Origin of the sequence: Cellulomonas sp. JH27-2, assembly GCF_014837175.1 — a bacterium.
In the GTDB taxonomy this organism is placed as follows: Bacteria; Actinomycetota; Actinomycetes; order Actinomycetales; family Cellulomonadaceae; genus Cellulomonas.
Genome location: NZ_JACYFR010000004.1, coordinates 108,023 through 124,399, shown reverse-complemented (window position 1 = coordinate 124,399; position 16,377 = coordinate 108,023). Strand labels below are relative to the sequence as shown.

17 protein-coding genes are annotated in these 16,377 nt (G+C 71.7%); 1 reads left to right on the top strand and 16 read right to left on the bottom strand.

Annotated features, from left to right (window positions below; translation table 11 throughout):
* Positions 1 to 2: 2 nt before the first annotated feature.
* The 15 genes from ftsX to IC607_RS13305 all read right to left on the bottom strand — a co-directional run bounded on the left by ftsX (position 3) and on the right by IC607_RS13305 (position 13,410).
* Positions 3 to 917: a permease-like cell division protein FtsX gene (gene ftsX, locus IC607_RS13375; RefSeq protein ID WP_191787904.1), complete on the bottom strand. Its 915-nt coding sequence runs from the start codon at positions 915 to 917 to the stop codon at positions 3 to 5.
* A 9-nt stretch (positions 918 to 926) separates the two neighbouring features.
* On the bottom strand, positions 927 to 1,616 hold the full coding sequence (ftsE, locus tag IC607_RS13370; RefSeq protein ID WP_191787903.1) for a cell division ATP-binding protein FtsE: 690 nt from the start codon (positions 1,614 to 1,616) through the stop codon (positions 927 to 929).
* 164 nt (positions 1,617 to 1,780) lie between these two features.
* The gene (locus IC607_RS13365; protein WP_191787902.1) at positions 1,781 to 3,067 is read right to left on the bottom strand and encodes an ROK family transcriptional regulator; all 1,287 of its coding nucleotides are present in this window, start codon (positions 3,065 to 3,067) and stop codon (positions 1,781 to 1,783) included.
* Positions 3,068 to 3,110: 43 nt separating this feature from the next.
* Positions 3,111 to 4,385: a sugar ABC transporter permease gene (locus tag IC607_RS13360; protein WP_191787901.1), complete on the bottom strand. Its 1,275-nt coding sequence runs from the start codon at positions 4,383 to 4,385 to the stop codon at positions 3,111 to 3,113.
* Entirely contained in the window at positions 4,382 to 5,221 is an 840-nt protein-coding gene (locus tag IC607_RS13355) for an ATP-binding cassette domain-containing protein (RefSeq protein WP_191787900.1), read from the bottom strand. The genes IC607_RS13360 and IC607_RS13355 overlap by 4 nt, the downstream gene beginning before the upstream one ends.
* A 171-nt stretch (positions 5,222 to 5,392) precedes the next feature.
* Complete coding sequence (locus IC607_RS13350; protein WP_225225018.1) at positions 5,393 to 6,484, bottom strand: sugar ABC transporter substrate-binding protein; 1,092 nt, start codon at positions 6,482 to 6,484, stop codon at positions 5,393 to 5,395.
* 257 nt (positions 6,485 to 6,741) lie between these two features.
* Positions 6,742 to 7,308 carry a hypothetical protein gene (locus IC607_RS13345; protein ID WP_191787898.1) on the bottom strand — a complete coding sequence of 189 codons (567 nt, stop codon included), beginning with the start codon at positions 7,306 to 7,308 and terminating at the stop codon, positions 6,742 to 6,744.
* Between the two features lie 218 nt (positions 7,309 to 7,526).
* Positions 7,527 to 8,642, bottom strand: a complete 1,116-nt coding sequence (gene prfB / locus IC607_RS13340; RefSeq protein ID WP_191787897.1) for a peptide chain release factor 2 — start codon at positions 8,640 to 8,642, stop codon at positions 7,527 to 7,529.
* A gap of 67 nt (positions 8,643 to 8,709) precedes the next feature.
* Positions 8,710 to 9,174: a hypothetical protein gene (locus IC607_RS13335; RefSeq protein ID WP_370526223.1), complete on the bottom strand. Its 465-nt coding sequence runs from the start codon at positions 9,172 to 9,174 to the stop codon at positions 8,710 to 8,712.
* Positions 9,175 to 9,194: 20 nt separating this feature from the next.
* Positions 9,195 to 9,686, bottom strand: coding sequence for a pilus assembly protein (locus IC607_RS13330; protein ID WP_370526222.1), 492 nt, complete (start codon positions 9,684 to 9,686; stop codon positions 9,195 to 9,197).
* Positions 9,683 to 10,033, bottom strand: coding sequence for a TadE family protein (locus IC607_RS13325; RefSeq protein ID WP_370526265.1), 351 nt, complete (start codon positions 10,031 to 10,033; stop codon positions 9,683 to 9,685). Before IC607_RS13325 ends, IC607_RS13330 begins: the two co-directional genes overlap by 4 nt.
* Before the next feature lie 38 nt (positions 10,034 to 10,071).
* Positions 10,072 to 10,314 carry a hypothetical protein gene (locus IC607_RS13320; protein WP_191788138.1) on the bottom strand — a complete coding sequence of 81 codons (243 nt, stop codon included), beginning with the start codon at positions 10,312 to 10,314 and terminating at the stop codon, positions 10,072 to 10,074.
* Positions 10,315 to 10,389: 75 nt separating this feature from the next.
* The gene (locus IC607_RS13315; protein ID WP_191788104.1) at positions 10,390 to 11,286 is read right to left on the bottom strand and encodes a type II secretion system F family protein; all 897 of its coding nucleotides are present in this window, start codon (positions 11,284 to 11,286) and stop codon (positions 10,390 to 10,392) included.
* Between the two features lie 32 nt (positions 11,287 to 11,318).
* Positions 11,319 to 12,182 (bottom strand): type II secretion system F family protein, encoded by an 864-nt coding sequence (locus IC607_RS13310; protein WP_191787895.1) that lies wholly within the window; start codon positions 12,180 to 12,182, stop codon positions 11,319 to 11,321.
* 1 nt (position 12,183) lies between these two features.
* Positions 12,184 to 13,410: a CpaF family protein gene (locus IC607_RS13305; RefSeq protein WP_191787894.1), complete on the bottom strand. Its 1,227-nt coding sequence runs from the start codon at positions 13,408 to 13,410 to the stop codon at positions 12,184 to 12,186.
* Positions 13,411 to 13,568: 158 nt separating this feature from the next.
* On the opposite strand from IC607_RS13305, the gene IC607_RS13300 reads away from it, so the two are divergent.
* Positions 13,569 to 14,471 (top strand): aldose 1-epimerase family protein, encoded by a 903-nt coding sequence (locus tag IC607_RS13300; RefSeq protein ID WP_370526221.1) that lies wholly within the window; start codon positions 13,569 to 13,571, stop codon positions 14,469 to 14,471.
* Between the two features lie 48 nt (positions 14,472 to 14,519).
* Here IC607_RS13300 and IC607_RS13295 read toward each other — a convergent pair whose 3' ends face one another.
* Positions 14,520 to 16,289, bottom strand: a complete 1,770-nt coding sequence (locus tag IC607_RS13295) for a D-alanyl-D-alanine carboxypeptidase family protein (protein WP_191787892.1) — start codon at positions 16,287 to 16,289, stop codon at positions 14,520 to 14,522.
* Between the last annotated feature and the right edge of the window lie 88 nt (positions 16,290 to 16,377).

Here is a 16,377-nt window from a genome sequence, read left to right as displayed (position 1 = left end):
GATCACACCTTCGTGTAGCGGCGCAGGGTGACGAGGGAGGAGATCGCGGCCAGCACGATGGCGATCGCGATCAGGAACGGCGCGACGGTCAGCACGTCGGACGTCGTGACGTACGGGATCCACCCCACGGACGCCCCCAACCAGTCCGTGATCAGGTACTCCACCCCCAGCCACAGCCCACCGACGGCCAGCAGCGAGCCGACCGTCGCGGCCAGCGCACCTTCGAGCATGAACGGGAGCTGGATGAAGACGTTGGACGCGCCGACGAGCCGCATGATCCCGGTCTCGCGGCGACGCGACAGCGCGGACAGGCGGATGGTCGTGGTGATCAGCAGGACGGCCGCGACGAGCATGACGGCGGCCAACCCGCTGGCCAGCAGCGTCGCACGGTCCAGCACCAGGAACAGGCGGTCGAACAGGCGCCGCTGGTCCTCGACGTCCTCCACGCCCTGCCGGCCCGAGACGACCTCCGCGACCACCTGGTACTGCTCGGGGTCGGTCAGCTTGATGCGGAAGGACGAGTTCATGTCGTCGGCCGTCGTCGCCGACGCCCAGAACTGGTCCTTGAACTGTCGCTGGAACGACTTGAACGCCTGGTCCTTGGACTCGAAGTAGATCTTCTCGATGTACGGCTTGACCTCGGGCGCGTCGAGCGCGTCCCGGATCTCCTGCTTCTGCTCGTCGGTGACCTCACCACCCGCGCACGTCTTGGCCGACGAGTTCTTGGGGCACAGGAAGACGGAGACCTCGACCTTGTCGTACCAGTCGTCCTTCATCTTGCCGATCTGCATCTGCAGCAGCGCCGCGGAGCCGACGAAGGTCAGCGACACGAAGGTGACGAGGATGACCGAGATGGTCATCGACAGGTTGCGACGAAGCCCGATGCCGATCTCGGACAGGATGAACTGGAAGCGCACGTCGACCCCTCAGCGATCCGAGCCGTACACGCCGCGCGACTGGTCGCGCACCATGGTCCCGGTGCTCAGCTCGACCACGCGCTTGCGCATCTGGTCGACGATCTCGTCGTCGTGCGTGGCCATCACCACGGTGGTGCCGGTGCGGTTGATGCGGTCGAGCAGGCGCATGATCCCCAGGGAGGTGGTCGGGTCGAGGTTTCCCGTGGGCTCGTCGCACAGCAGGATCGGCGGACGGTTGACGAACGCGCGCGCGATGGCCACGCGCTGCTGCTCACCACCCGAGAGCTCGTGGGGCCGGCGCTTCTCCTTGCCGGCCAGGCCCACCATCTCGAGCGTGTCGGGCACGACCGTCTGGATGTGGTGACGCGGCTTGCCGATCACCTGCAGCGCGAAAGCGACGTTCTCGAAGACCGTCTTGTTGGGCAGCAGCCGGAAGTCCTGGAAGACAGCGCCGATCTGACGACGCAGCTGCGGGACCTTCCACGACGAGAGGCTGCCGAGCTCCTTGCCCGCGACGAACACCTTGCCGGCGGACGCGCGCTCCTCGCGCAGCACGAGCCGCAGGAACGTGGACTTCCCGGAGCCGGACGCGCCGACGAGGAAGACGAACTCGCCCCGCTCGACATCCAGGGACACGCGGTCCAGCGCCGGTCGGGCGCCACGGGCGTAGACCTTGGTGACATTCTCAAGACGGATCACGGTGCTCGCGGGGCCAGGTTCGGGAACAGGCGGGGGTCGTGCTCTGGCCTCGTCGAGGGTAGGCACGGGCACGGTGGGCGCCCCGCGGTGACACGCCGACGCCCACCTGTGAGTCCGCACGCTCGGCGACACAGCGGGGTGAATTGCCCGATGTGTCGCCAGGATCAGCGGCTGGGCGTGCGCACGTCGTCGATGTCGGGCTCGGCGTCACGCTGCGTCGGCATGTCCCGCATCTCCCGCCGGCGCGCCGCGACGGTGCCCGCGGGGTCCTCGAGCACGTCCGCGAAACCGACCTCCGCCGCACCGACGAGCTGCGCGTCGGAGCCCAGCTCGGAACGGACCAGGCGTGCCTGCTCGCGCATCGGTCCGAGCGCACGAGCATAGGACGCGGCGAGCGTCGGCTCCATCGTCGGGTACAGCGCACCCAACGACCCACCGAGGACGACGATGTTCGGGTTGAACAGGTTCACCAGGCTCGCGAGACCCAGCCCGACCCAGTCGCCCACCTTGCGAACGCCCGCGATCGAGCGGCGGTTGCCGATGGCGACGTCGCTGACGACGTCGTCGATGTCGGACTCACGAGGGTCCCGGCCGACGGCGCGGACGATCGCGTTGTCGCCGATCTCGGCCTCCCAGCACCCCTTGGCGCCGCAGGAGCAGGCGCGGCCGCCGGGCTTGACGACGATGTGCCCGACCTCGCCGGCGTACCCGCCGGCCCCCTTGAGGAGCTCGCCGTCCACGACGACGCCACCACCGACGCCGACCTCGCCGCGCACGTACAGGACGTCCTGCACCCCGCGCGCGGAACCACGCAGGTACTCCGCGACGGCCCCCAGGTCGCCGTCGTTCCCGACCGCGACCGGGAATCGGTGCTGGGTCGCTTCGCGCAGCAGGTCGGCGAGCGGCACCTCGTGCCACCCGAGCGGGGGTGACCGGCGGACCAGGCCGTCGGGCTGGCGCACGCTGCCCATCACGCTCACGGCGATCCCCAGGCAGACGGACCCCGCTGCGGCTCGCGCCTGCATCTCGGTGGCCAGCGTCACGATCGTGTCGACGACGTCCGCCACGTCGTGCGGGTGCGTCGTGTGCAGACGTCGGCGCATCTGCAGCATGTAGCCGCCCAGACCCACCCGGGCGGCGCCCACGCTCGACGGCGTCACGTCGAACGCGAGCACGTGGGCGCCGGTGCTGACCGGCTCGACCACGTTGGACGGGCGGCCCTTGCCCCCGACCACGCCGGGTCGCTCACGCACGAGCCCGAGCTTGACGAGCTCGGACGTGAGCGACCCGACGGTGGAGCGGTTGAACCCGGTGGAGACGACCAGCTCGGAGCGGGTCGCCGCACCGTGGAAGTGCAGCAGCCTCAGGACGGCGGAGAGGTTGGCGCGGCGTACGTCGTCCTGCGCCGAGGCGTCGGCCCGACGCACCGGCGGACCCGCACCGAGCCGCACCTACCCCTCCCCCCGACCAGCTGGTCGTTCTTCCGTCCTGCGGTCAGCCTCGACCTGTGGCCCGCGCCCGTCGGCGCGAGATGGCGTCGACCGAGGCGGCGATGGCCAGGACGGCGCCGGTCACAACGTACTTGATGCCGGACGAGTAGCCGAGCAGCCCCATGCCGTTGTCGATGACGGCGATCACGGCGCCACCGATGAGGGCGTCGATGATGCGGCCCTTGCCACCGAACAGGGACGTCCCACCGATGACGGCGGCACCCACGGCGTAGAGCAGCACGTTGGAACCGCCCGCGTTCGGGTCGACGGACGTCGCACGCGACGCCGCGAAGACACCGGCGAACGCCGCCATCGTCGAGCAGATCATGAAGCAGGCCGTCTGCACGCCCTTGACGTTGATACCGGCGCGACGCGTGGCCTCGGCGTTGCCGCCGACGGCGTAGATGTGCCGGCCGAACGCCGTCTTGGTGAGCACGTAGCCGAGCACGAGCGCGAGCACCGCGATGCACGGCACCACGATCGGGACACCCGTGATGCTCACGTTCGAGTTCAGGCTCCGGTTCTGGTTCAGCACGCCGATCAGCCCGAGGATCACGACGGCGAGGACCACGATCTTGAGGATGACCAGTCCGAACGGGGCGGTGAGCAGCCCGCGTGAGCGACGCCCGCGCCAGCTCAACAGACTGGTGGCGGCGTAGGCAGCCACCGCCAGGACACCGAGCACCCACCCGAGCACCGGCGGGACGTTCTTGTTCTGGATCGCGATGATCACGCTGTCGTTGATCGAGATGTTGCCGCCGGTGCCGATCATGAGCAGCACGACACCCTGCAGCGCCAGGAACGCCGCCAGCGTGATGATGAACGACGGGATCCCGATGCGCGCCACGGACAACCCGAGCAGCGTGCCGATCACGACGCCGGTCACCAGGGCCGCGCCGAACGCGAGGTACCAGGGCCAGTCCAGCTTCGTCAGCGCCAGGGCGAGCACGGCACCGCAGGCGCCGGACGTGAAGCCGGCCGACAGGTCGATCTCGCCGATGAGCAGGACGAAGACCAGGCCCATGGCGATGGTCGTGACGACCGCGCCCTGCTGGAACAGGTTGGCGATGTTCAGCGCCGAGAGGAACTTCTCCGGCTTGAGGGCGAAGAAGCCCAGCACCAGGACGAGGAGCGCGAGGATGGCGGGCAGCGAACCCATGTCGCCGCCGCGCACCTTGCGGACCCAGTTGTTGACGGACTCACCGAACGTCGGCTGCTCGACGGTCCCTGCGAGCAGGGACGGGGCGGCCGGGTCCGCGGGACGGGTGGACGTGCTCATGCCGGGGTGCTCCCGTTCGCGGAGTCGGTGGTGGTCTTGCTCAGCGCCGGGCCGCTGCCCGCGCCGACGGGGCTCATGGACCCGCTCGTGATCAGCTCGATGACCTCCGAGCGGGAGCTGTCCTTGGTGCGCACCTGCGCGGCCGTCTGGCCCAGGTAGAGGACGTTGATGGAGTCCGCGACCTCGAAGACGTCGTTCATGTTGTGCGAGACGAGCACGACGGCGAGGCCCGCGTCGGCCAGGCGGCGGACCAGCTGCAGCACCTGCTCGGTCTGCGCGACGCCGAGCGCGGCGGTCGGCTCGTCGAGGATGACGAGCTTGGAGTTCCACAGCACGGCGCGCGCGATGGCGACCGTCTGGCGCTGACCACCGGACAGGCTGGCCACGTGCTGGCGGATCGAGCGCACGGTGCGCACCGACAGGGACGCGAGCACCTCCGCGGCACGTGCCTCCATGGCGGCCTCGTCCAGCTGGATGCCCTTCTTGAGCTCACGGCCCAGGAACATGTTGTGGACGATGTCGAGGTTGTCGCACAGCGCGAGGTCCTGGTAGACGACCTCGATGCCCATGTCGTTGGCCTCGGAGGGGTCCGAGATGTGCACCGGCTGGCCTTCGAACAGCACGTCACCGGCGTCGAAGCCGTAGATGCCGGCGATGCACTTGATCATCGTCGACTTGCCGGCGCCGTTGTCGCCGACGAGTGCCGTGACCTCACCGGCCCGCGCCACGAGGTCGACGCCACGCAGTGCGTGCACCGCGCCGAAGTTCTTCCGCCCACCTCTGACCTCGAGGATCGGTGGCCGCCCCTGCGGGTTGGCCTGCGCTGGTTCTGTCATCGTCCACCTCTGCGTGTCCATCGGTCCCGCGTGCCCGCGGGCCTGAGCTGTATGTGCAGCGTCTCGCTGCGGGTCGTGCACGGGCGCCACGCTGGGGCCGGCCGCTTGCTGCGGCCGGCCCCAGCGTTCACCTGGGTGACTGCCCGGGGGCTGTCGCCATGGTGCGAGGCGTCAGGAGATGCCGGCCTTCGCGCACTTGTCGGCAAGCGCGGCGGTGCAGACGTTCTCCTTGGTGGTGTAGCCGTCGGCGATGACGTCCTTGACGTTGTCGAAGTAGATCGCCTGCGGGTCGAGCAGGACCGACGGGACGTCAGCCTTGGACTCGGTGTCCTGGGTCTTGCCGGTGGCGAGGCTCGACGTGTCGGTGCCCTTGGCCAGCGCGATGGCGAGCTGCGAGGCGGCCTCGGCCTCCTTCTTGACGGCCTTGTAGACGGTCATGCACTGGTCGCCGGCCAGGATGTTCTGCAGACCCTGGTCCGTCGCGTCCTGACCGGTCACGGGGATGCCGTTGGCCTTGTTCTTCTTCAGGATCGCGATGGCCGCGTTGGCCAGGCCGTCGTTGGCCGCGTAGACGCCGTCGATCTTGCCGTTGGTGTCCGTGTACATCTGCTCGAAGTCGGTACCGGCGATCTGGTTGTCCCACTTCTCGACGGCCTGCTCGGCGACGTACTTGTAGTCGCCGCTGTCGACCTTCGCCTTGAGGGCGCCCTTGGCGCCGGCGGTGAAGAGCGTCGCGTTGTTGTCCGTCGGCGAGCCCTCGAGCAGGGCGATGTTTGCCTTCTCCTTGCCGGCGTCCGTGAGGCACTTCTGGAGGCCCTGACCCTGGAGGTCACCGACCTTGGTGTTGTCGAAGGACACGTAGAAGTCCGCGCCGCCGCCCAGCGTCAGGCGGTCGTAGTCGATCGTCTTGACGCCGGCAGCCTTGGCCTTGGACAGCACGGCCTTGCCCGAGCCGGAGTCCAGGTTGACGATCATCAGGACGTTGACGCCGTTGGTCAGCATCTGGTCCGCGATGGTCTGGAACTGCGTCGCGTCGCCCTGGGCGTTCTGGATGTCGGAGTCGACGCCGGCAGCGTCGAACGCCTCCTGCAGGTACTTCTTGTCAGCGGTCTCCCACCGGGCCGACGACTTCGTGTCGGGCAGGATCACGCCGACCTTGGGCTTGTCGCCCGCGCCCGCGCTGCTGCCGTTGTCGCTCGGCGAGTTGTCGTCACTGCTGCTGCAGCCTGCCAGCAGCAGCCCGGTGGCCGTGACGGCCGCCATCCCCAGCATCATGCTCCGTCGCATCGTGCTCCCTCTCATGACAGCGCGTCATCGCGCCCGTCTCCCGCCGGCGCATCCCCGCGCTCGGACTTATTGTTGCGGGCCACAACATATGCCTCCGACACCGTCGCGACAAGGCAGTTCGGCGCCAGTAACCAAATCGTGACCTCTGCGACCGAGTCGTGACCGCGCTGCGACCGTTGTGACGCCGGCCACTTGTTGCGGCGGCCAACAAACTCCGCCGGGGCGCCCGAGGGTCACCGGCCCACCGGCAGCTCGGCCCGCCAACGTGCACGGGCCGAGGAGATGCCGATGACGAGGGCGAACGACGCGAGGATGGCAAGGCACCCCGCCACGGCGATGGGCTTCGCGGTCGCCACTCGCGCCGCGTCGTAGCAGGCGGTCAAACCCTCGCCGTCGCGATCGAAGTCCTCGCGGCTCGACACGACTCCCGACGACTCCACCTGACCGGCAGCCGGCGCCGCGTCGGGCCACGGCGTGATACCGAAGGCACACCCGTTGTCCGCCTCGACACCGCTGATCTGACTGCCGACGCCGGCCGCGGGTCCGGTGTACGGGCCGTGCGCGGGGATCGTCTGCCGGAATCCCGCAGGCACCTCACCGACGACGACCGGGGCGTCGAGCACGGTCGGGCGGACCCGTTCGATCTCCCAGTGCACGGGTGCGTCCTCGGCGTCCGGGTCGTTCCCGCCCACGACCTGGAGCCCGGTCACGTCCGGCGCCGTTCTTTCGCCGACGACGATCTCGAGCTGGCCGTCGACCCCGACGAAGCCCACCGAACCGACGAGTGGCTCGCACGGCACGAACGCGCAGACCCCACCGAGCCGCGCACCGCGACCCGAGCAGCCCGAGCCCCACGAAGAGCAGCAGCCACGCACTCACGAAGAGCCGCCGGAAAGGCTTGTCCGGTGCGGCGGCGACCGCAGCGAGCGGGCCGGCGTGCCTCAGAAGCATGCCCACGACGACTCACGCGCAGGTCACATCACGGCGACGACTCCGTCACGAGGCGACCCGGGCGGTCCTACTCCGCGGCCATCTCCTGTTCCTTGCGCCAGCGGATGCCCGCTTCGATGAAGTCGTCGATGTCGCCGTCGAAGACCGCGGCCGGGTTGCCGACCTCGTGCTCGGTGCGCAGGTCCTTGACCATCTGGTACGGCTGCAGCACGTAGGAACGCATCTGGTCGCCCCAGCTGGCCTTGATGTCGCCGGCCATCTCCTTCTTCTTCGCGTCCTCCTCGGCCTTGCGGACCAGGAGCAGGCGGGACTGCAGGACGCGCAGGGCGGCGGCGCGGTTCTGGATCTGCGACTTCTCGTTCTGCATCGACACGACGATGCCGGTCGGGATGTGCGTCATGCGCACCGCGGAGTCGGTGGTGTTGACCGACTGGCCGCCGGGGCCGGACGAGCGGAACACGTCGACCTTGATCTCCGACTCGGGGATCTCGATCGAGTCGGTCTGCTCGATGAGCGGGATGACCTCGACCGCCGCGAACGACGTCTGCCGGCGTCCCTGGTTGTCGAACGGCGAGATGCGCACCAGGCGGTGCGTGCCTGCCTCGACGGACAGGTGCCCGAACGCGTACGGCGCCTTCACCTCGAAGGTGGCGGACTTCAGCCCCGCCTCCTCCGCGTAGGACGTGTCCATGACCGTCGTCGGGTAGCCGTGGCGCTCCGCCCAGCGCAGGTACATGCGCATGAGCATCTCGGCGAAGTCGGCGGCGTCAACCCCACCCGCGCCGGCGCGGATGGTCACGACGGCCTCACGCGGGTCGTACTCGCCGGCCAGCAGCGTGCGGACCTCGAGCTCGCCAAGGTCCTTGCGGATCTTGACCAGCTCGGCCTCGGCCTCCGTCAGGGAGTCCTCGTCGTCCATCTCGGTGCCGAGCTCGACGAGCGTCTCCAGGTCGTCGATGCGTCCGCCGAGCTTGTTCACGCGGTCCAGCTCGGACTGGGCGGCGGACAGCGCGCTCGTCACCTTCTGCGCGGCCTCGGGGTCGTCCCACAGGTTCGGCGCTGAGGCCTGCTCCGACAGCTCGGCGATCTTCGCCTTGAGCACCGTCGGGTCGCTCACGGCCTGGATGGAGCCCAGGGTGGAGCGAAGCTCGCGGATCTCGGCGGGGAAGTCGGTGGTGGCCACGACCGACCAGGCTACCCGCTCCGGCGGCGCAGACCCCACCGAGGCCGGTTCGGGGCCCCGTCCGGTGTCATCCGGTCCGGGCGTCGGACTCCGCGGTGATCGTGATCCCGTCGCTCCACGGCGAGAGCACCCACGACACGAGAGCCGGACGCACGACCGCCGCGACCTCGACGTGCGCCGTGACGCCACCGTCGGTCGCCTCCGCGCTCCAGCCGAACTGGCTCCAGCGGGCGGACGCCTCCGGGTTGGCCTGCAGGTACGCGGCGACAGCAGCCTGCACGGACGCCGACGAGACCGTCGCCGGCTCCGTGTCGGGGTCCCCTTGCCCCGCGCCGGGCGCGAAGTAGTCCTCGTCGGCCACCGCATCGGCCGCGTCGAGCGCCATGACGTCCGCGAGCGCGACCAGACGCTTGCGTTCGAGGTGCACGCCGGCGGCGGACGCGACGACGGTCACGAGCAGCAGGCCGACGACGACGAACCCGAGCGTGAGCAGCAGGATCTGCCCGTCGTCGGCGTCGGTGGCCTCGCGCACCCGTCGACGCCAGCCGCGCGTCATCCCGCTGCCCGGTATTCGTCGACGGCCGCCACGCGGGACGCCTCGACAGGGATCTCGAGCGGGACGGCCCGGCGCAGGAAGTGCGGGACGAACGGCAGCGCGACCCGGATGCTGACGTCCGCCTCGACGGCCGCCCCCGGCGTGAGGCACGGATCAGCCGAGCAGACGAGGTCGAGCGCCTGCGCCGCGTCGTCGTCGAACCCCTGGTCCCGCAGCGCGAGCTCGACCGACGCGAGCGCCGCGCCGTCACCCTGCTCCGCCGTGTCCGCGCGCACGTAGACACGTGACGCCTCCCGGGCGGCACTCTCCGCGGCGAAGGTCGCCGCCTCGATGCGGCCGAGCACCAGGACGAGGTACACCAGCGGCACCAGCAGGACGAGCGTGACGCCGATGAACTCGACGACCGCGTTGCCGTCGTCCGCGGAGCCGTCCGCGCCGTGCGTCGCGCGGTGCACACGGTCGACGACACACTCGACCACGAACCTCACGGGACCTCCGCGAGCGCGTGCCCGCTGACGGTGAGGTCACCGACCTCGCCGATCAGGCCGACCACAGGTAGCGGCGCCCGTACGACCACCTCGACCTCGTCGAGACCGCCGCGCTCGACCCGGCGGGCCGACACGTCGTCGGCGAACCGCGCCGACAGCGAGCTGCGGACCAGGTCCCGCGTCCGCGCCTCGGCGTCACCGGTCCCGTTGCCCGCGAGCGCCCCGTAGCGGGCCCCCTCCCCGGCGCAGTCCACGAGCGTGTTCCGCACGTGAAGGACGAGGGTGAGCTGCACGATCGCGACGAAGAGCAGCGTCACGAAAGCACCGACGAGGACGAAGTCGACGATCGCGGACCCGCCGTCCCCGCGAGCGCCCGCGGGACGCCTCAGGGCTTGACGGTCGACATTGCCTGCTTGAACACGTCCTGCAGCTGATCCTTGGCCAGGACGCCCAGGACGGCAACGATGCCCGCCGTCATGAGCGTGACCAGCACCCAGCCGGGCACGTCTCCCCGGTCCTGGCCGTGCAGAGCCCGGACCCGGCTCTCGAACGCCATCCACGCACGCGCGGTGATCGGGGTGTCGTTCCTGCGTGGCAGCAGCGCGGTGACGCGATGTCGGATGGTCATGGTCGTCCTTCCGGTCGTCGCCCAGGTCGGGCGTGTGAGGGGGATGCGAGCCGCTGATCGGCTCGGGCTCGTGCGTCATGGGCCGACTCGCAGCGCGACCATGCTGGGGAACACCGCGAACGCCACCGTCACGGGCAGGATCATGAAGACGACCGGGACCATCATCGCGAGCTCGCGGCGGCCACCGGACTCCATGAGCGTGCGTCGGCCCTCGTCACGGACGTCTTGGGCCTGCGCGCGCAGCACGTCCGCCAGCGGCGTCCCGCGTTCGAGCGCGACCGCGACGACCTCCGCGAACCGCATGAGGGGCGGCAGGCCGGACCGCGCCGCCAGCCGGTCCAGCGCGGTCGTGACAGGGGTGCCCGACCGCGCGTCGGCGAGCGTCCGCGCCAGCTCGGCGGTGAGCTCGCCGTGCGAGCTGCGCACCACACGCTCGAGCGCTCCGACCGCCCCCTCGCCCGCGGTGACGGCCAGCGCGATGAGCTCGGCGATCGTCGGCAGCTCCGCCAGCATCCGGGCCTCCCGCGCACGCACCTGACGCGTCAGCATCCAGTCCCGAGCGAGCAATCCGCACACCCCGAAGACGCCGACCAGGACCGCCAGCGCCAGCACCGACGAGTGCCGGCTCGCTGCGAGCGCGAGCGCGAGCACCAGTCCGGCGACGAGCCCGAGCACGGCGCCGACCACCTGGCCGGCGCGGAACTGCTCGACCGTCTCCTGCCGGCCCGCCCGTTCGAGGCGCCGGCGCAGGTCCGCGCTCGGGGACCCGATCCGCGCCACGAACCTGATGCCGTCGGCCATCAGCGGCGACGCGAGCCGTTCGAGGGTGCTGAGCGGCCCCCGGGCGACGGGCCCGGTCAGCAGCGCGGACGACGAACGCTGTGGCCGTAAGTACGGTGCGAGCCGCTGGTCGAGCGTGATGCGCCTCGACCGCAGGCGAGCGACGACGAGCGCCAGCCCGCTGCCGCCCATCAGGCCGATGGCTGCCCCGGTCACCGCGCCGCTCACCGCAGGACCCGCGGTTCCTCGGGCAGGCGCGCGACCCGCAGCATCAGCGCGTACGCCACGACGGTGCACGCACCGCCCATCACCAGCACGACGAGCCCGGCGGTCGAGTTGTACGCCTGGGCGGCGTCGGACCGCGTGCCGAGCAGCGCGAGCACGATCCACGGGGCCGCGACCGCGAGCCGGGCGGCGTTCACCGTCCAGGACTGGCGCGCCTCGAGCTCGCCACGCGTGCGCAGGTCGTCGCGCAGGAACGCCGACAGCGTCCGCAGCAGCTTGCCCAGGTCGGTCCCGCCGACGTCGCGCGTCAGGCGTAGCGCCTCGACGATGCGATCGGCGACAGGGTCGGCCAGACGAGCTTTGAGGCGGTCGAGGCACTCCGTGAACCGGCCCGTCGCGCGGTAGTCCTCCGCGAAGGCGCGAAACGGCTCCTGCAGCTCGGCCGGCCCACGCTCGCCGAGCTGTGCCACGGCCTCGGGAAGAGCGAGCCCGGCCCGGATCCCCGAGGCGAGATGGTCGACGACCTCCGGCCACAGCTCCCGGAGGCGCACCCGCCGTCGCCGCGCCCGACCACGCAGCAGCGCCGTCGGGCCCATCGCCGCGAACACCGTGAAGCACAGGGCGATCGACGGCGTGCGTGTGAGCGCCAACCCGACGAACAGCACGAACACTGCCAGGCACGCGCTCGCAGCCACGAGCCCACCCGGCGTCACGCCGGCGACGCCCGCCTGGGCCAGCATGTCCTGGGTCCGTGCCTGCCAGGTCGTGGAACCGGCCGCCGCCGTGCGCGAACCGGCCGGCCAGAACGACCACCACACGCACGCCAGGCCGGCCCCCAGCACGAGCCCCACCACGACTCCCACGTCAGCCCCGCCCCCGGAGCAGTGCGGCCAGGTCGACGCCGGCACGGGCGAACCGCTCCGCGTGCGGCGGGAAACCGTCCGCCCGGACCAGCTGGCTGCCGCGCGTCGAGAAGATCTCCGCGGTCTCGACCACTCCCTGCTCCACACGTCCGGGCACCGCGACGATCTCCCGCGTGCGTCGCCGGCCCTGCTGGTCGAGGTCGAGGTGGACGACGAGGTCGACGGCGGAGGCGACGGTGGGCACCACGAACCGGTCCGACACGTTCTCCCCGGCCAGCAGCGGCAGGGTGCAGAGCTTGACCAGCGCCTCGCGCGCGGAGTTGGCGTGGATGGTGCACATGGCGGGCACGCCCGCGTTGAGCGCGATGAGCAGGTCGAGCGCCTCGGCCTCGCGGACCTCGCCGACGATGAGCCGACTGGGCCGCATGCGCAGCGCCTCCTTCACGAGCCGTCGCAACGCGATCTCGCCCGTCCCCTCCAGGCTCGCCTGCCGGCACTGCATCGCGACCCAGTCCCGCACGCTCAGGCGCAGCTCGAAGACCTCCTCGCAGCTCACCACCCGCTCGCGCGCGCCCACGGAGCCGGCTAGGGCGTTGAGCATGGTCGTCTTGCCCGCCTGCGTCGCACCCGAGACCAGGACGTTCAGGCCCACCTGGACGGCGGCCGCCAGGAACGCCGCAGCGTGCGGCGTGAGGCTGCCGAGCGCGACCATCTCGTCGAGGGAGGCCGCGCGGACGACGTACTTGCGGATGTTCACGGACCAGTGCTGGCGCGTGACGTCGGGGATCACCGCGTGCACGCGCTCGCCACCGGGCAACGACGCGTCGACGAACGGGCTGGACAGGTCCAGGCGCCGACCGCTCGCCTTGAGCATCCGCTCGACGAGGTCGCGCACCTGCGGGTCGGTGAGCACCGTCGTCGTCAGCTCGGGCTCGCCTCGCCGCGCGACGAAGACCTGCGCCGGCGAGTTGATCCAGATCTCCTCCACCTCGGGGTCGTCGAGGTAGCGCTGCAGCGGCCCGAGCCCGGAGACGGCGTCGACGAGAGCCTTGTGCGCGGCGCCCGCGTCGACGAGCGGCGGCACGGAGCCGAGGATCGAGCGCTGGTCGTAGTCGGCCATCGCGTCGCTGACCAGGGCCGTGATCGCCGGCCGATCACGCACGGGATCCACGCCGCGGCGGCGGATGAGCTCGCGCACCTCGCTCTCGAGGATGGCTACGCCGTCCATCGGACCCCCTGCCCGGTTCGTACGATTCGTACCGCTCTGTGGAGCGCGAGACTAGGGGAATCCGCCGCCCCGGTCAGCCCTCTGTCCACAGGGAGGGACGCCGCTCACCCGGACGAGTGATGGCACGGCCACGGGCGAAGACCTACTACGTTGTCAGCGTGAACATCCCGACCGGAACACAGCACATCCTCACGCTGGGCGACCAGCACGCCGTCGTCGCAGCCGTGGGCGCCAGCCTGCGCGAGTACCGCGTCGGGTCGCGCGACGTCGCGCTCCCCTATCCTGCCGACGCGATGGCGCCGGCGTTCTCGGGCGCGGTCCTCGCCCCGTGGCCCAACCGGCTGCGGGACGGCGAGTACGACCGCGACGGCGTCACGTACGAGGTTCCGGTCAGCGAGCACGGCCGGAGCACCGCGCTGCACGGCCTCGTCGCGTACGTCGCGTTCGAGGAGGTCGCGACGACGTCGCAGAGCGTCACGCTCGCGCACACCATCGTCCCGACGCCCGGTTACCCGTGGTCGGTCCGCGTCCAGGTCACCTACACCCTGACCGACGACGGCCTGCGCGTCCTGACCGAGGCCGAGAACGTCGGCCTCGGCATCGCCCCGTACGGGGTCGGCTTCCACCCGTGGCTCTCGCCGGGCGACAGCGCCGTCGACGACTGCACGCTCCAGCTCGGCGCCGCACGCCACGTCACGGTCGACGACCGCCTGCTGCCGACGGGCGACGAGCCCGTGGACGGTGTCGCGGACCTGCGGTCGCCGCGGTCGCTGCGCGGGATCGCGTTCGACGACGCCTGGGTGGAATCGCTGCGCGACGAGGACGGGCTGACGTGGGCGCGGCTGACGGGCGGCGACGGCCGCACGGTGGCGCTGTGGGCCGACGACGCGTGCGCCGCGTGGCAGGTGTGCACCGGCGACGGCATCCCGCACATCCAGCGTCGTGGCGTGGCGATCGAGCCGATGAGCTGCATCGCGGACGCGTTCCGCACGGGCGACGACCTCGTCGAGCTGGCCGAGGGCGGCACGCACACGATCACGTGGGGCCTTCGCCTGGAGTGAGTGCGGGGCCCCGCCCGTGCGCGGGCGGGGTACGACGGGGTACGACGGCTACGAGCCGTAGTACTCCCCGTCGGCCTTGACGCCCTTGGTGTACTCCCAGTGCCACCGCTCGTGCGGACCGCTGCCGCCGGGCAGCGCCCAAGCCGGGTTCTCCCAGCCGAACGCCTTGGCGTTGGCGTTGAGCCACGCCCACCGCTCGCCGCTGGTGAGCTGCGAGCAGAAGTCGACCGCGAGACCCCAGCCGTGGTTGCTCTTGCCCGGAGGCGCCGCGAGGCTTCCGCGGCTCGCCTTGACGCTGCGCTGCTCGGCGAGCGTGCGGTAACCCGACGCGAGGCACATGTCCGCGCCGAACCGGGCGACGTACGCGGCGTTGAACTCCGCGAGGCTCGCGGCCGCGTCGGCACGCAGGCGCGTGTGGCCGTCCCAGAGCGTGCACAGGTCCTTGGCGGGCAGCAGGCCGTTCGATCCGGCGGACCGCTCGCGCGGGTCGCAGCCCGGCAGGAGCGAGCGCGACTCGCTGCGGCTCGCGGCGTCGGCGGCGGCACGGGCGGCGATCGCCCCCTCACCGGGGACCAGGGACGCGGGAGGCAGGATCGACGCCGGGGCGGCGGCGAGCGCACTGACCGTGCTGGGCAGCGTCGCCTTGTCGAGCGGGGCGCCGGAGAGCACCTCGGTGCCGGCGATCGCGCCCTGGCTGACGGGGATGACGACGGTGACACCGGCCAGCGCCGCGAGCACACCGAGCCGCGTCGCCGCTCGCGCAGGCCGGCGGCGTCGCCCGGGCTCCGGCCTGCTCGAGCCGGTACGACCAGTCGACTGGCGCCGCGACGTCGCGCGCACCGCGCCAGCGTCAGGGGCGCTCGCCGCCGGCTGCCCGTGGCTGCGGTCCTGCGAGACGGCGCTCGGCACGGGAACACCCGGCGCGGGAGCACCGGGCGCCGGAGCACTCGGCGCCGGAGCGCTCGTGGTCGACGAGGGCGTAGGCGTCGCGGCGGAGCCGGACTGCTCGGGCACCGTCGCCGTGGCGACCGTGGGCAGCGGCGCAGGCGTCCGCGGGATCGCCGTGGTGGCCGCGTCCGCCAGGGGCGCGACAGGTCCCGTCCCGGCATCGACGCGGGACGCCGTCCACGCGCGGGCCGCCCCCTGAGGGGCCGCTGCCCCAGGAGCCGCCGCCTGGGGGGCCACCGTCTGGGGTGCCACGGCGTGGAAGACCCCTGCCGGAGGAGTCACGGGACGAGGAGCAACGCCCTGGCCGGCCGCAGGCGTGTCCGGCTGGCCTGGAGCGTGCGGGCGCCGAGCCGTCGGCATCGCTGCGCGCGGCGACAAGCTCGAGGTGACGGCGGTCGGCGTGATCGCGTGGTCGCGCGCGGTCCCGCGCGGCTCCGGCCGCTCGCCGACGCCCTCTCGCTGCGCGACAGGTGCGACGGGCCCTGCTGCGGGTGCGGCGGACTTCTCGATGATCGAGGCCGGCTGCGGGGCCGGGACGGAACGGCGTCCGGGTGCCGCGGTGCGGACGTCGCTGCCGGGCCGGATGTCGGTGCCGGACGTCCACGCGGGCATCCGCCCGGTGGGCGGCGTGGTGGGCGCGGGGCGCGGGGCAGACGGCTGCGCGGGACGCACGGCCGACGACCCGGCGCTCAGTCGAGCGGCGCGGCGGCTCGTGACGGGAGGTGCCGTGACGACGGGCCCGGCGGACGCGGGTGCAGAACCTGCGGACGATCCGGCTGACGCCGCGGCGAGCTGGGCCTGGCGCTCGGCCTCGCGCAGCTCACGACGGGTGCGGGGTGCCGCATCGGGCACGCTGTCCTCAGGCCGCACAACACCTCCTCGTCGGGATCCGCGAGACCCCGACGGGGCACTCACCTGCCGACGACGACGCCGGCGCGATCACGAAACCATAACGGGT

Coding starts and splice junctions, on each gene's coding strand:
- IC607_RS13320 (WP_191788138.1), bottom strand. CDS start 10,314: ATGACCATCCGACATCGCGTCACCGCGCTGCTGCCACGCAGGAACGAC.
- IC607_RS13305 (WP_191787894.1), bottom strand. CDS start 13,410: ATGGACGGCGTAGCCATCCTCGAGAGCGAGGTGCGCGAGCTCATCCGC.
- IC607_RS13350 (WP_225225018.1), bottom strand. CDS start 6,484: ATGGCGGCCGTCACGGCCACCGGGCTGCTGCTGGCAGGCTGCAGCAGC.
- IC607_RS13360 (WP_191787901.1), bottom strand. CDS start 4,385: ATGAGCACGTCCACCCGTCCCGCGGACCCGGCCGCCCCGTCCCTGCTC.
- IC607_RS13315 (WP_191788104.1), bottom strand. CDS start 11,286: ATGGGCGGCAGCGGGCTGGCGCTCGTCGTCGCTCGCCTGCGGTCGAGG.
- IC607_RS13355 (WP_191787900.1), bottom strand. CDS start 5,221: ATGACAGAACCAGCGCAGGCCAACCCGCAGGGGCGGCCACCGATCCTC.